The 15,292-nt window shown below is 64.8% G+C and carries 9 protein-coding genes and 3 rRNA genes; 8 read left to right on the top strand and 4 right to left on the bottom strand.

Annotated elements, in window-relative coordinates; translation table 11 throughout:
* Window positions 1–5 precede the first annotated feature (5 nt).
* The 5 genes from pstC to ACNF49_RS11110 are packed head-to-tail and all read left to right on the top strand — an operon-like array spanning window position 6 to window position 3,371.
* Window positions 6–986 carry a phosphate ABC transporter permease subunit PstC gene (pstC, locus tag ACNF49_RS11130; protein WP_357985112.1) on the top strand — a complete coding sequence of 327 codons (981 nt, stop codon included), beginning with the start codon at window positions 6–8 and terminating at the stop codon, window positions 984–986.
* On the top strand, window positions 983–1,855 hold the full coding sequence (pstA, locus tag ACNF49_RS11125; protein ID WP_357985115.1) for a phosphate ABC transporter permease PstA: 873 nt from the start codon (window positions 983–985) through the stop codon (window positions 1,853–1,855). The genes pstC and pstA overlap by 4 nt, the downstream gene beginning before the upstream one ends.
* A gap of 15 nt (window positions 1,856–1,870) precedes the next feature.
* On the top strand, window positions 1,871–2,647 hold the full coding sequence (pstB, locus tag ACNF49_RS11120) for a phosphate ABC transporter ATP-binding protein PstB (protein WP_482943617.1): 777 nt from the start codon (window positions 1,871–1,873) through the stop codon (window positions 2,645–2,647).
* The gene (locus ACNF49_RS11115; protein WP_482943616.1) at window positions 2,647–3,165 is read left to right on the top strand and encodes a response regulator; all 519 of its coding nucleotides are present in this window, start codon (window positions 2,647–2,649) and stop codon (window positions 3,163–3,165) included. The genes pstB and ACNF49_RS11115 overlap by 1 nt, the downstream gene beginning before the upstream one ends.
* Window positions 3,123–3,371 (top strand): winged helix-turn-helix domain-containing protein, encoded by a 249-nt coding sequence (locus ACNF49_RS11110; protein WP_482943615.1) that lies wholly within the window; start codon window positions 3,123–3,125, stop codon window positions 3,369–3,371. The genes ACNF49_RS11115 and ACNF49_RS11110 overlap by 43 nt, the downstream gene beginning before the upstream one ends.
* Here ACNF49_RS11110 and ACNF49_RS11105 read toward each other — a convergent pair.
* Window positions 3,340–4,329, bottom strand: a complete 990-nt coding sequence (locus ACNF49_RS11105; RefSeq protein ID WP_482943614.1) for a serine hydrolase — start codon at window positions 4,327–4,329, stop codon at window positions 3,340–3,342. The genes ACNF49_RS11110 and ACNF49_RS11105 overlap by 32 nt on opposite strands.
* Before the next feature lie 314 nt (window positions 4,330–4,643).
* Here ACNF49_RS11105 and ACNF49_RS11100 point away from each other — a divergent pair, with 314 nt between their 5' ends.
* Window positions 4,644–5,996: a hypothetical protein gene (locus ACNF49_RS11100; RefSeq protein WP_482943613.1), complete on the top strand. Its 1,353-nt coding sequence runs from the start codon at window positions 4,644–4,646 to the stop codon at window positions 5,994–5,996.
* Between the two features lie 497 nt (window positions 5,997–6,493).
* Complete coding sequence (locus tag ACNF49_RS11095; protein WP_482943612.1) at window positions 6,494–7,759, top strand: outer membrane protein assembly factor BamB family protein; 1,266 nt, start codon at window positions 6,494–6,496, stop codon at window positions 7,757–7,759.
* Between the two features lie 1,285 nt (window positions 7,760–9,044).
* On the opposite strand, the gene rrf is transcribed toward ACNF49_RS11095, so the two are convergent.
* The 3 genes from rrf to ACNF49_RS11080 form a co-directional block, all read right to left on the bottom strand.
* Window positions 9,045–9,161, bottom strand: a 5S ribosomal RNA gene (gene rrf / locus ACNF49_RS11090).
* 70 nt (window positions 9,162–9,231) lie between these two features.
* A 23S ribosomal RNA gene (locus ACNF49_RS11085) occupies window positions 9,232–12,341 on the bottom strand.
* 323 nt (window positions 12,342–12,664) lie between these two features.
* Window positions 12,665–14,185, bottom strand: a 16S ribosomal RNA gene (locus tag ACNF49_RS11080).
* The 16S, 23S and 5S rRNA genes sit together here, the layout of an rRNA operon.
* 604 nt (window positions 14,186–14,789) lie before the next feature.
* Between ACNF49_RS11080 and ACNF49_RS11075 the strand changes: the two genes are divergently transcribed.
* A complete protein-coding gene (locus tag ACNF49_RS11075) occupies window positions 14,790–15,206 on the top strand; it encodes a hypothetical protein (protein WP_357987283.1) in 417 nt (138 codons plus the stop codon).
* Window positions 15,207–15,292 lie beyond the last annotated feature (86 nt).

Genomic DNA, 15,292 nt, shown 5'->3' with positions numbered 1-15,292 from the left:
ACAACATGACGACCAACGTTCGTACCCGTGGGGGCGGGCCGGCCACGCGCCGGTCCGCCTCGCGGCGCAGCCATGGTGAAGGCCCCTTCAAGTTCGTCTCCACCGGTGCCGGCGTCCTGCTGCTGGGGATCATGGCGGCCATCGCCGTCTTCCTCATCAGCGAGGCCGTCCCGGCCCTGCAGGCGAACAAGGGCAACTTCTTCACCGACCTGATCTGGGAGCCCAACGGTAGCCAGGTCTTCGGCATCGGCGCGCTGGCCTTCGGCACCGTCCTCAGCTCGGCGATCGCGCTGGTCATCGCCACCCCCATCGCGGTGGGCGTGGCGCTGTTCATCTCCCACTACGCGCCCCGCCGCCTGGCCGGGCCGCTCGGCTACCTGGTCGACCTGCTGGCCGCCGTGCCCAGCGTCGTCTACGGCCTGTGGGGCGTGACGTTCCTGGTGCCGCTGCTGCGCACGCCGTCGCAGTGGCTCAACGAGCACCTCGGCTGGTTCCCGCTGTTCTCCGGCGAGGGGGCCATCGGCGGCAAGACCATGCTCGCCGGCGGCATCGTCCTGGCGATCATGATCCTGCCGATCATCGCGGCCATCTCGCGCGAGGTCTTCCTCCAGGCCCCGAAGATGAACGAAGAGGCGGCCCTGGCGCTCGGCGCCACCCGCTGGGAGATGATCAGGATGGCCGTGCTGCCGTTCGGCCGGCCCGGTGTCATCAGCGCCGCCATGCTCGGCCTCGGCCGCGCGATGGGCGAGACCATCGCGGTCGCGCTGATCTTCCCCGCCACCTTCGACCTCAGCTTCGAGATCCTCACCCCGCACGCCAACAGCATCGCGGCCAACATCGCCAACGGCTTCGGCGAGGCCACGCAGGTCGGCCGGGGCGCGCTGATCGCCTCCGGTCTGGTGCTGTTCGTCATCACGCTGCTGGTCAACATGGGCGCACGCATGGTGATCAACCGGCGCAAGGAGTTCAGGGCGGTGGGGTCATGACCATCCAGCACATCTCGACCGGCCGCCGGATCAAGGACAGGTTCGTCCAGGGGCTGGTCTACCTGGCGTTCGCGCTGGCCGTGGTACCGCTCATCTCGGTCCTCTGGCTGGTGATCTCGAACGGCCTGGCCCGCTTCGACCTGGAGTTCCTCACCCACTCGATGCGGAACATCGGCGCCCGGGACGTCGGCGGCGGCGCCTACCACGCCATCATCGGCACCTTGGAGCAGGTCCTGCTGGCCTCGCTCATCTCGGTCCCGATCGGCCTGTTCACCGCCATCTACCTGGTCGAGTACGGCCACGGCGGCCGCCTGAGCCGGGCCATCAGCTTCTTCGTGGACGTCATGACCGGCGTCCCTTCAGTCGTTTCCGGCCTGTTCATCCTCGCCTTCTGGGTGCTCTTCCTGGGCAACCCGTTCTCCGGCTTCGCCGGCGCGCTGGCGCTGTCGATCCTGATGATGCCGACCGTGGTCAGATCGGCCGAGGAAATGCTCCGGCTGGTGCCCAACGACCTGCGCGAAGCCTCGTACGCGCTGGGCGTGGCCAAGTGGCGCACGATCCTGAAGGTCGTGCTGCCGACCGCGTTCACCGGCATCGTCACCGGCGTCATGCTGGCCGTCGCCCGCGTGGCCGGCGAGACCGCGCCGCTGCTGCTCACGGTGTTCTTCACCGACTCCATCAACAACGATCCGTTCAGCGGGCCGCAGATGGGCCTTCCGCTCTTCGTCTTCGACCAGGCGGCCCGTCCCAACGACACCGCCATCGACCGCGCCTGGGCCGGAGCCCTCACGCTGATCCTGATCGTCATGCTGCTCAACCTGGTGGCGCGCCTGATCGCCTGGTGGCGCAGGCCCGCCAGGGGCCGATAGGGGGTAACCGCCACAATGTCCAAGCAGATCCAGGTCTCGGGCCTCGACGCGTACTACGGTTCGCACAAGGCGATCGAGGACGTGTCGATGACCATCGAGCCGCGCTCGATCACCGCGTTCATCGGCCCGTCCGGATGCGGCAAGTCGACGTTCCTGCGCACGCTCAACCGCATGCACGAGGTGATCCCCGGCGCCCGCGTCGAGGGCAAGGTCATGCTCGACGGCGAAGACCTGTACGCCCCCACCGTCGAGCCCGTCTCGGTCCGGCGGATGGTCGGCATGGTCTTCCAGCGCCCCAACCCGTTCCCCACGATGTCGATCTACGAGAACGTGGCCGCCGGGCTCCGCCTCAACGGCCGGGTCGGCAAGTCCACCCTCGACGGCGTCGTGGAGGAGTCGCTGAAGGGCGCCAACCTCTGGAACGAGGTCAAGGACCGGCTGAACAAGCCCGGCGCCGGCCTGTCCGGCGGTCAGCAGCAGCGCCTGTGCATCGCCCGCGCGATCGCGGTCAAGCCGCAGGTCCTGCTCATGGACGAGCCGTGCTCGGCGCTCGACCCGATCTCGACGCTGGCCATCGAGGACCTGATGGCCCAGCTCAAGGAAGAGTTCACGATCGTGATCGTGACCCACAACATGCAGCAGGCCGCCCGGGTCAGCGACCGGACCGCGTTCTTCAACCTGGCCGCCCAGGGCAAGCCCGGCAAGGTCATCGAGATGGACGAGACCTCCCGCATGTTCACCAACCCTTCAGAGAAGGCAACAGAGGACTACATCACGGGACGCTTCGGCTGATGACCCCACAGCAGGCGGCATCCACGATGAACGGGGACACGCGGACCAAGCCCGTACTGCTCATCGCCGACCCCGATGACGCCGTGGTCGATGACCTCGTCACGGCGCTGGAACGCGAGGGCGTGGCCGTCACCGGCGCGCCGGACGGCGCCCAAGGGCTGCTCCAGGCGGGGGCGCTGCAGCCGGACGTGGTGCTCGTGTCGGCCACGCTCCCGGTCATCGACGCGGTCGACTTCGTCCGCGCGGTACGGCTCGCGCGAGCCGTACCGGTCCTGCTCGGCGTCGGCGAGGGGAACGCCGAGCAGGCCGTACGCGCGCTCGCGGCGGGGGCGGCGGCCTGCGTGGCCCGGCCGTACCGGGTGCCGGAACTGCTGCCGTTCATCCAGGCGGCCTCCCCGAGTCCCGCAAGGTGCTGGCCGTCGGCGGCGTCGAACTGGACGTCCAGGCCTACCAGGTACGCGTCGCGGGCCGCGCCGTGCACCTCCCGCTGCGCGAGTTCGAGCTGCTGCAGTACCTGATGCGCAACGCCGACCGCACGGTCACCCGCGAGCAGATCATGCGGCACGTGTGGCACGCCGCCGCGACCACGTCGACGAACACGATCGCGGTGCACGTCAAACGGCTGCGCGCGCGCCTCGGCGACAACGACGACCAGCTCATCCAGACCGTGCGCGGCGTCGGCTACCGGCTGGTCACGCCCGGCACTTCCGGAAGTCCCGCATGATCCGCGCGGCGACGCCCTCGACGGTCGCGATGCCGTCCCCCACCTCGGCGCTGCCCTCGGTGAGGACGGCGACCGCGTAGTCGTGGCCGCGGCCCCGGATCAGCCCCACGCTGACCGTGGCCCAGCGCCCGTTGGAGACGCGCTTCAGCCAGCCGTTCTTCAGGCGCACGCGCTCGCCCGCGCAGGCCGCGGCGGAGACGCCCCAGTCCTGGCCGCGGACGACCGCGCCCATGAGTTCGAGCGCCTGCGCGCGCTCCTTGGCCTTGAGCGGGCTCTTCCCGGACACCAGCGCCTTCATCAGGCGGACCTGGTCGTCCACCGACGTCTCGGTGATGCCCCAGCAGTAGAGGTCGACGCAGTCCCCCGGGACGCCCCTGGTGTGCCTGAGCCCGAACCTCCGGCCGGCCTCGGTGAAGCCCGCCGCGCCTCCGATCCGCAACCACAGGCGGTCGGCCGCGTGGTTGTCGCTGTAGCGGATCATCAGGTCGGCGTCGCGCCTGACGGACTCGGGCAGCTTGCGCCACGGTTTCCCGAGCAGAAGCGCCATCAGGATCTGGACCTTGGCCGTGCTGGCGGTGATCAGCCGTTCACCTGGGTGGTAGCGGTAGACGCGGCCGGTCGTCAGATCCCTGACCATGGCCGTGACCGGGCCCGGCCGGCCCGCCAGGAAGCGGTCGAGCCGCTTGGTGATCTTCTTGGCCGGGACGGGTTTCACCGCCTTCGGCTTCTCGGCCGGGACCTTCCCGGCGATCGCCGGGGGGCCGAGGCGGTGCGGCATGCGTACCGGCCCTGACGCGGCGCGCACGTTGAGCGCGCTCGCCGTCCCCGGCACCACCGCGTGCGCGCTCGCCGTCCCCGGCGTCGCGTACGTGGCCGGCGCCGTCCCCGCGGCTCTGCCCGGGGCGAGCAGCGGTGGCAGGAGGGCGAGCGCGAGGGCCAGCCGTGGAAGCGTCCTCACGCTGCCCGCGATCATGCGGTGAATTATCACGAAAAATGGCAACACCGCGCTACGAGTCACCGGAAATCATCTTCACCTTCTCACCACTCCACAAAGAACCCGACCACCGCGAAGACGCGCGATGTGGCCACTGGTACGATTCCCCTCTTTCGGGGTTTCCCAGCACTCTCGGGGCAAAAGTGACAACGGGGCCGAGTTATCCGCAGTATCAGGGGCAACAGCAGCAACAGTGGCCGGCCATGCAGCCGCCGCCACCACCACCTCCACCCAATCCTCTTCCTCCGCCCAGACGCCGGACCGGCTTCTGGGTCACCATGGGCATCGTCTCGCTCGTGGTGGCGATCGCCGTGGGCGCCGGCGTCGGTCTCGTCCTGCGCGGGCGCATCGGCGGCGTCGAGGACCCGCTGCGCCGGCAGGAGGCGTCGGGCAAGGGCGACCCGAACGCCGTGGTCGTCACCGACCAGGAGATCGAGAAGCTGGTCTACGAGCACGGCAAGGCGCTGAGCAGCGGGAACGCCGACGCGTTCACCTCGATCTTCGACAAGGACAACGCGGCGCTCGTCCGCGACCAGCGCAAGGTGTTCACGAACCTGCGCAAGGTGCCGCTCAGCGAGGCGTCGTACAAGGTGATGCGCCGCGAGGGCCGCGCCGAGGACAGCTTCGGGCGGGCCCTGAAGTTCACTCAGGACGTCGCGTTCGTCCACCGGTTCGCCGGCATCGACCTGCGGCCGGTCTCGGAGTGGTACCGCTGGACGCTGGAGAAGGCGTCCAAGGACGCGCCACTGGTCGTCACCAAGGTGGACGGCGCGCCGCCGCCCATGGTGAGCGAGGGCTCCAAGTCCATGTACTACCCGGGCCCGTGGGACATCTGGCCCGACATCGCCGTGGTCCGCGCGGGCGCGAGCATCGTCCTGGCCCGTCCCCAGGACGCGGCCATGGCCAGGCGCGTCGCCCCGATGGTCGCCAGTGCGGCGAAGAAGAACCTGGACTTCTGGAAGCGCAACGGCGACGCCACGGCGCCCGTCCCGGCCGGGTTCGTGGTCGCGCTGGTCGAGGGGCAGAGCCAGCTCGGCAACCTGTTCCGCAAGGAGAAGGCACACGAAGCGGGCGTGTCCATCCCCATGCTCGCCTGGGCCTCCCTGGGCGACGACGTCAAGGTCGGCGGCACCCGGGTGGTCATGGACACCACCTCGTCCTTCTTCCGGTCGTCCGAGGGCATCCTGGAGATCAGCACGCACGAGCTGGCCCACTCCCTCCTGGCCGGGCTGGACAGCGCCGACTTCTCCCTCTTCGGCAAGCCGAACTGGGTCGTCGAGGGCTTCGCCGAGTACTCCGCCAACCGCGGCCACCCGATCAACCAGAACATCCGCTTCCAGGAAGGCCACGCCTACCTGGCCGGCCGCCTCAGCACCCAATTCTCGGGACGGCTCCCCGACAACTCGTCATGGGACGCCAACGGCATGACGAACGTGCACTACCTGATGGGACACCTGGCCATGCGCTACATCGCCCAGCGGTACGGCGAGCAGAAGCTGACCGGCGCGGTGGTCGCGGCCTACCGGGCCAAGGGCGACGACAGCGAGGCGGCACTGTTCAAGGTGCTGGGCGTACGCAAGGCGGACTTCGAACGGCAGTGGGCGTCGTACGTCCGCGGGCAGCTGGCCTGAACGGGGAACAACCATGACCGACCACTCCAACACCCCACCCGGCCCGTACGGCTCCCCACCCCCCAACCCGTACGGCCAGCCGGCTCCCAACCCCGGCTCCTACCCTCCGCCCGCGCAGCCGTGGCCCCCAGAGCCCGGCCGCGTACCCCCCGCAAGGCACGGGCCCAGCCGCCTACCCACCCGCGGGCTACCCGCAACCGCCCGCCAACCCCTACGCTCCTCCTCCCCAGCCCCCGGCAGGCGCGTACGCCCCGCCTACGGGCAACCCAGCCGCATACCCCCCGCTACCAGGCAACCAACCCACGTACCCACCGCCCACGGGCAACCAGCCCACATACCCGCCGAGCCATCCCTCGCCCGGCGCCCCGTCGCCCTACGGCCAACCCCCGCAGCCCCCCGCACCCGGCAGCGGCACACCGTACGGCGGCCATCCCGCACCCCCGCAGCAGAGCCCCCGGCCCAAGTGGAAGACCGCCCTGCTGGCCACCGGCGCGGCCGTGGTCCTCCTCTCCGTCAGCACGGGCACCGCCTGGTTCGTCGCCACCACCGGCACGACCGCCGGCGGCACCACCGCATCCGGCGACGGGTCAGAATGGGACGTCCCCCTCCCCAACGCCGGAAGCTGGGACTTCACCACCGCCCTGGCCTTCGGCAGCTGGATGACCGACAAGGTCGTCATCCGCGCCCAGAAGGACGGCGTCCTGGCCTACGACCTGGCGTCCGGAAAACGCTCCTGGGGCATCCCCTCGCCGGGCGCCCAGCTCTGCGGCGCCACCCCGGACCTGTCCGGCGGCAAGGCCGCCATCGCGTACGGCAGCAGCAACTCGTGCGACCACCTGGCCGGCATCGACGCCACCACGGGCAAGCTCACCTGGAAGATCAAGATCCCGGCCGAGAAGTCCACCCTCGCGAACTCCATCAACGTCCCCCGCATCATGAGCGCCGACGGCGTGGTCGTCACCGAGCTGGACGACGCGGTGGTCGCCTACCGCCTCTCCGACGGCCGCAAACTGTGGAACGCCACGGCGGCCGCCGACGACGGCTGCCATGTGAAGGACATCAACACCGCCCCCACCCGAGTCGCCGTCATCCTCGACTGCACCTTCAGAGGCGGCACCCGCCTCCAGTACCTCGACCCCAAGACCGGCAAGATCACCAAGCAGGCCACGCTGGGCCAGCTCAGCCTCATGACCAGCCTTCTGTCAGCCTCTCCCGCCATCATCCGCAGCGAGTCCGGCGGCCAGAACAACTTCACGGTCTACTCCGACGCCGCCACCAAGGTGACCGAGTTCAAGACCCCCGAGGTGGACATGCTCGCCATGAACACCGTGGCCCTGGTCAACGGCCTGTTCGAACAGCACCGCTACACCATCCACGGCGACCGCCTCTACCTGGCCACGTTCCCGGAGAACGTCCCGCAGAGCATGCGCTCCCGCAACAAGGCTCTCGCCTACGACCTGAAGACCGGCAAGCAGCTGTGGGAGTCGTCCGGCACCCACGACACGATCCTCACCTACGTCCGCGCCGACGACCAGGGCCTGCTGGCCGTCGAAACCGGCGACCGCCGCGACCTGGCCCCCCGCCTCATCCGCCTGGACGCCGCCACCGGCAAGGCCACCGAACTGGCCACCCTCCCCCAGAAGTACGGCACCGAGGCCGAAAAGGCCCGCGTCTTCGAACGCAACGGCGTAGTGATCACCGTCCCCTGGACCTCCGTAGCCACCAAGTACGCCATCACCTACGTCAACACCAAATCCGACTGACCTCGCAACAACAGAAGGGCCCCACGCACCCAGCGTGAGGCCCTTCTCTCATCTCCCCCAACCTCCACCCCCGGCCACGTTGCACACCACCCCAGCCCTGCCACTCCCCACAGCGCCCTCATCCCTGCAACCCGAGCTTTTCGCCATCCCCGTAACCCCGGAACCGCCATTCCCAAGCCCCATCCGCCCTCACTCGCCCACCACCATCGGGCCCCACAGCCTCCCGGTCGGGCCCCGGACCAGCCCCAACAGTCGACCTCTCACCGACACGGGTCTCTCCCCTCAGGACAGCTCTCTCCACAGTCCCGCTTGATGACATTCTCGGACCTTCCCACGCAGCAGAGTCACTGACGGCCCCCACAACCCGCCCCTCACGCACGCAACCTGCCAGCCCACAAAGCCCCCTGCCGATCGCGGAGCTACACCGCAAGGGCATCCGGCTAACAACCAGACTCCCCACCGGGCTGCTCCTGAGAACCACACCAGCCCCCAACTCACTGCTGCCAACACCAGAACCACCCAGCACCGCTCTTGAATCGACGGCCCACCGAGATCAGCCCTCCGCACCTCGGGCTTGGCCGGCTGCGACGCCCTGCGTGTCTGAGAAGCCTGAAAGTGCGGTGGCGTACCCAGAATGCGTGTGCCGAAGATGCGCTACGTGCCGCAGGCCGCGACGCCCCCACATCCCCCGACACCCAGCGCCTGCTCGAGGTGCCATCACGTCACCTGCACGAGGAGATCTCCAGCTTCTGCGGGCTGGTGACACCTGAAGTCTGTCTGCGGGCGCGGGATTGGCGCCGCCGTGCGCAGGCGCGGAGTGAGTGTCGACATTCAGCGGAGACGTAGGGGCGACCCAAGGACGAGCCCAGAGAAGCATCGGCCCAGGATTCGGATACGACCCCATCATTCTCCCCGGAGGCCGGGCCCGGCCCCTCAGTCTCCTTCTAAGTGGGCGGGCTCGGACTGACTAGAGGTGGAACCGATTGGGAGTCGCCGAAGCGGTGCCTGCGCCTTGCTTGCTGCAGCGCACCCTGCGACGCGGTCCACAGGCCGATCCAGGGGCCGATCCACGGGCCAGATCCACGGGCCCGATCCACAGCGGTCCACCAGGCAGTCCCCAGGGCCGGCCCGCAGCCTCCAGTGCACCCCCGCGACAGCACCCGGACAATGAAAAACCCCGGACATGCAGAAAGGGGCCCCGACCGAAGCCGAAACCCCAACCCGGAACCCTCCCCCAAACGCGAAGAAGCCCCACACGAACCGTGTGGGGCCTCTTCGAAAGATTGTCCGGCGGTGACCTACTCTCCCACACCCTCCCGAGTGCAGTACCATCGGCGCAGAGAAGCTTAACTTCCGGGTTCGGAATGTAACCGGGTGTTTCCTTCCCGCCATAACCGCCGTAACCCTATGAAACAAACAAACAGAACTGTTTGCTGTCTCAGAATTGCCTAGTGGACGCGAGCAAAAGCTTTGAGGTCAAGTCCTCGGCCTATTAGTACCGGTCAGCTCCACACATTACTGTGCTTCCACCTCCGGCCTATCAACCCGGTCGTCTACCGGGAGCCTTACCCACAAACGTGGTGGGAGACCTCATCTCAAGGCGAGCTTCCCGCTTAGATGCTTTCAGCGGTTATCCCTTCCGAACGTAGCCAACCAGCCGTGCACCTGGCGGTACAACTGGCACACCAGAGGTTCGTCCGTCCCGGTCCTCTCGTACTAGGGACAGCTCCTTTCAAGTCTCCTGCGCGCGCAGCGGATAGGGACCGAACTGTCTCGCGACGTTCTAAACCCAGCTCGCGTACCGCTTTAATGGGCGAACAGCCCAACCCTTGGGACCTACTCCAGCCCCAGGATGCGACGAGCCGACATCGAGGTGCCAAACCATCCCGTCGATATGGACTCTTGGGGAAGATCAGCCTGTTATCCCCGGGGTACCTTTTAGCCGTTGAGCGACACCGCTTCCACACGCCGATGCCGGATCACTAGTCCCAGCTTTCGCTCCTGCTCGACCCGTCAGTCTCACAGTCAAGCTCCCTTGTGCACTTACACTCAACACCTGATTGCCAACCAGGCTGAGGGAACCTTTGGGCGCCTCCGTTACCTTTTAGGAGGCAACCGCCCCAGTTAAACTACCCACCAGACACTGTCCTCGATCCGGATCACGGACCAGAGTTAGACGTTCAAAACGACCAGAGTGGTATTTCACCAATGACTCCACCCGAACTAGCGTCCGAGCTTCCCAGTCTCCCACCTATCCTACACAAGACGCTCCAAACGCCAATGTCAAGCTGTAGTGAAGGTCCCGGGGTCTTTCCGTCCTGCTGCGCGTAACGAGCATCTTTACTCGTAGTGCAATTTCGCCGGGTCTGCGGTTGAGACAGCGGGGAAGTCGTTACGCCATTCGTGCAGGTCGGAACTTACCCGACAAGGAATTTCGCTACCTTAGGATGGTTATAGTTACCACCGCCGTTTACCGGCGCTTAAGTTCTCACCTTCGCTGTGTCACCACAACTAAGCGGTCCCCTTAACGTTCCGGCACCGGGCAGGCGTCAGTCCGTATACATCGTCTTACGACTTCGCACGGACCTGTGTTTTTAGTAAACAGTCGCTTCCCCCTGGCCACTGCGACCCCCACCAGCTCCGAGTGCAAGACTCATCACCAGCAGAGGTCCCCCTTCTCCCGAAGTTACGGGGGCAATTTGCCGAGTTCCTTAACCACAGTTCACCCGATCGCCTTGGTATTCTCTACCTGACCACCTGAGTCGGTTTAGGGTACGGGCCGCCACAACACTCGCTAGAGGCTTTTCTCGGCAGCATAGGATCATCCACTTCACCACAATCGGCTCGGCATCACATCTCAGGCTATATGGAACGCGGATTTGCCTACGTTCCGCCCTACATGCTTACCCCAGGACAACCATCGCCTGGGCTGGACTACCTTCCTGCGTCACCCCATCGCTTACCTACTACCCGATCGGATCGAGCGTTCACTCTGACCCCAAGCCCGAAGGCTTTAGGCGAGTTAAGGACTCTTAGCATCACGAGGTTCGATATGGGCGCGTTAAAGCGGGTACGGGAATATCAACCCGTTGTCCATCGACTACGCCTGTCGGCCTCGCCTTAGGTCCCGACTTACCCTGGGCGGATTAGCCTGCCCCAGGAACCCTTGGTCATCCGGCGCGAGGGTTTCTCACCCTCGATTCGCTACTCATGCCTGCATTCTCACTCGCACAGCCTCCACAACTAGATCACTCTGCTGCTTCGCCGGCTGCACGACGCTCCCCTACCCATCAACAGACACAATGTTCTGTCAATGCCACGACTTCGGCGGTGTGCTTGAGCCCCGCTACATTGTCGGCGCAGAATCACTTGACCAGTGAGCTATTACGCACTCTTTCAAGGGTGGCTGCTTCTAAGCCAACCTCCTGGTTGTCTCTGCGACTCCACATCCTTTCCCACTTAGCACACGCTTAGGGGCCTTAGTCGGTGATCTGGGCTGTTTCCCTCTCGACTACGAACCTTATCGCCCGCAGTCTCACTGCCACGCTCTCACTTACCGGCATTCGGAGTTTGGCTGACGTCAGTAACCTTGTCGGGCCCATCGGCCATCCAGTAGCTCTACCTCCGGCAAGAAACACGCGACGCTGCACCTAAATGCATTTCGGGGAGAACCAGCTATCACGGAGTTTGATTGGCCTTTCACCCCTACACACAGGTCATCCCCCAGGTTTTCAACCCTGGTGGGTTCGGTCCTCCACCCAGTCTTACCTGAGCTTCAACCTGCCCATGCGTAGATCACTCCGCTTCGGGTCTACAGCATGCGACTCAAACGCCCTATTCAGACTCGCTTTCGCTACGGCTCCCCCACACGGGTTAACCTCGCCACACACCATAACTCGCAGGCTCATTCTTCAAAAGGCACGCAGTCACATCACACAGAAGACAAGCTCCTGTAAGCTCCTACGGCTTGTAGGCACACGGTTTCAGGTACTATTTCACGACCCCTCACCGGGGCACTTTTCACCTTTCCCTCACGGTACTCGTGCACTATCGGTCATCAGGGAGTATTTAGGCTTACCAGGTGGTCCTGGCAGATTCACACAGGATTTCTCGGGCCCCGTGCTACTTGGGATCCCCTCAAGAAGCCTTCAAGATTTCGCCTACCCGGCTCTCACGGTCTACGGCAGCCCTTCCCAGAGCTTTCGACTACCTCAAAGGTTTATCACTTCTTGTGGCTTCGGCAGAAATCACCAGAGGGTCCCACGACCCCGGACATGCAACGCCTGCCGGCTATCACACACGCCCGGTTTAGCCTCATCCGCTTTCGCTCACCACTACTCACGGAATCACTGTTGTTTTCTCTTCCTACGGGTACTGAGATGTTTCACTTCCCCGCGTTACCACCAACCGCCCTATACATTCAGGCGGAGGCAACACCACATGACTGGTGCTGGGTTTCCCCATTCGGACATCCCCGGATCAACGTCTGGTTGGCGACTCCCCGAGGCTTAACGCAGCCTCCCACGTCCTTCATCGGCTCCTGATGCCAAGGCATCCACCGTGTGCCCTAAAAAACTTGGCCACAAAGATGCTCGCGTCCACTATGCAAATCTCAAACAACAAACAGCAACCACATCCACACCGAACGTTTCCGGTGCTTCAGTGGCCCTGTACTGAGGTCACAACGAACAAACAGTCCGTTTCCTCAGGACCCAACAGTGTGTCCGACACCTCGTAACCCCACAACCGCCGTTCCCACTCCTCTTACGAGGCGGTACTAGCCGGTCGGCGATCACGCCGTGCCGAGTAGCCAGTGCTCCACTAATGAGCTGCCGTGTGCAGAACATTCGCCTGCAGTCACAGCGTGGACCCCGGAGACGATGCCCCAGAGCCGATGCTCCTTAGAAAGGAGGTGATCCAGCCGCACCTTCCGGTACGGCTACCTTGTTACGACTTCGTCCCAATCGCCAGCCCCACCTTCGACCGCTCCCCCCAGCAAGCTGGTTGGGCCACGGGCTTCGGGTGTTGCCGACTTTCGTGACGTGACGGGCGGTGTGTACAAGGCCCGGGAACGTATTCACCGCAGCGTTGCTGATCTGCGATTACTAGCGACTCCGACTTCATGGGGTCGAGTTGCAGACCCCAATCCGAACTGAGACCGGCTTTTAGGGATTCGCTCCACCTCACGGTTTCGCAGCCCTCTGTACCGGCCATTGTAGCATGTTTGCAGCCCAAGACATAAGGGGCATGATGACTTGACGTCATCCCCACCTTCCTCCGAGTTGACCCCGGCAGTCCCCCATGAGTCCCCACCACCCCGAAGGGCGTGCTGGCAACATGGAGCAAGGGTTGCGCTCGTTGCGGGACTTAACCCAACATCTCACGACACGAGCTGACGACAGCCATGCACCACCTGTCACCCAGTCCGAAGAGGGCTCTGTCTCCAGAGCTTTCCGGGTGATGTCAAACCTTGGTAAGGTTCTTCGCGTTGCGTCGAATTAAGCAACATGCTCCGCCGCTTGTGCGGGCCCCCGTCAATTCCTTTGAGTTTTAGCCTTGCGGCCGTACTCCCCAGGCGGGGCGCTTAATGCGTTAGCTCCGGCACGGAACCCGTGGAAGGGTCCCACACCTAGCGCCCAACGTTTACAGCGTGGACTACCAGGGTATCTAATCCTGTTCGCTCCCCACGCTTTCGCTCCTCAGCGTCAGGTAAGGCCCAGCAAGCCGCCTTCGCCACCGGTGTTCCTCCTGATATCTGCGCATTTCACCGCTACACCAGGAATTCCACTTGCCCCTACCTACCTCTAGCCGGCCCGTATCCACCGCAGACCCGCAGTTAAGCTGCGGGCTTTCACGGCAGACGTGACCAGCCACCTACGAGCTCTTTACGCCCAATAATTCCGGACAACGCTTGCGCCCTACGTATTACCGCGGCTGCTGGCACGTAGTTAGCCGGCGCTTCTTCTGCAGGTACACGTCAACTTCGTCCCTGCTGAAAGAGGTTTACAACCCGAAGGCCGTCATCCCCCACGCGGCGTCGCTGCGTCAGGCTTTCGCCCATTGCGCAATATTCCCCACTGCTGCCTCCCGTAGGAGTCTGGGCCGTGTCTCAGTCCCAGTGTGGCCGGTCGCCCTCTCAGGCCGGCTACCCGTCGTCGCCTTGGTAGGCCACTACCCCACCAACAAGCTGATAGGCCGCGAGCCCATCCCCAACCGAAAAACTTTCCACCACCACCCGATGCCGGAGGCGGTCGTATCCGGTATTAGACCCAGTTTCCCGGGCTTATCCCAGAGTCAGGGGCAGGTTGCTCACGTGTTACTCACCCGTTCGCCGCTCGAGTACCCCGAAGGGCCTTTCCGCTCGACTTGCATGTGTTAAGCACGCCGCCAGCGTTCGTCCTGAGCCAGGATCAAACTCTCCAAACAATGCTTGGAAAAGTGGTTGAACCCAACCAAAAAGGAATCCGTCCATCCGAAGATTTGGACGGGGTTATGCATGTGTTTCATGCACTGGCTTTTAACACACTGTTGAGTTCTCAAGAAACGGACGCGTACTTCCTCACCAGAACCCGATCCCGGATCCTCGTTCAGAGGCGTTCATTTCGTCTTGCGTTCTTTCGTTGTGTCTTAATTCTTTCAGCCGTTCAAGTCTCTGTCAAATTGACCGGACTTGCTCGACCTGCTGGAATTAAGTCGCGCCCCGCTTCCGGGACAACCCCTCCAACTTACCAGCTCATTCAGACCGCTCTGAACCGTCTTGTATGAACCAGAAGGAAGTGGGATTTGCCGGGCTTCTGTTGAGGCTCTTGCGAGCCCCTCGGCCGCCCTGCGCGAAGCAACTCTAGCAGTCTCCCGCACCTAGTTCGCGCCACACAGGTAATCGTAGGGTCCTTCCCTGGCCACAAGATCTTCAAACCTTGGTCATCGCCGCCCGTACGACACCCGAAGTCAAGCGGTCAGCAAGTCATCCGCAATCGCCCCTCGGTACGAAGGTAGCCACGAGCAGACTGCGCTCTCGGAGGTGCCCGCCATGACCCGCTCGGAGTTCGACGACATCCGTGCCTTTCTCGCCGATCCGGCGACCCATGCGGGAGACCTCCTGCGCATCGCCAGGACCCTGATCGACGACCTCGAACAGGCACGCGTGCGCGAGGCCGTCCTGCGTACCCATTACCTGCGGCTGCTCACGGCGGCGCGGACGACCGTGGCCGCGGACATGGTCGGCGCGCCCGACCCGCTCGCCTTCCTCACGCGCGAGCTGGCCGAGCGCGGTCAGCTGCCCGAGGACGAGGACGCCGTGCAGCAGATCCTGTCCGACGCCCGTACGGCTGAGGCGCTGCTCGCCTGCATGCAGGAGGGGCAGCAACAGCAACAGCCGCCGGTTGTGCGGATGCGCGGGATGCGCCTGCGGCGGTGCGTCGGTGCGCACCGGACGCTCCCCCGCTGAACCGGCCGGCCCCAGCCACTGATCGCTCAGGGCTGATCCCTCAGGGGCTCAAGGCTTCGACCGGATGAGGACTGTGGCCATACCTG

The sequence above is a fragment of the Actinomadura sp. ATCC 39365 genome (assembly GCF_054392275.1).
This window is presented reverse-complemented; position numbering and strand designations above follow the sequence as displayed.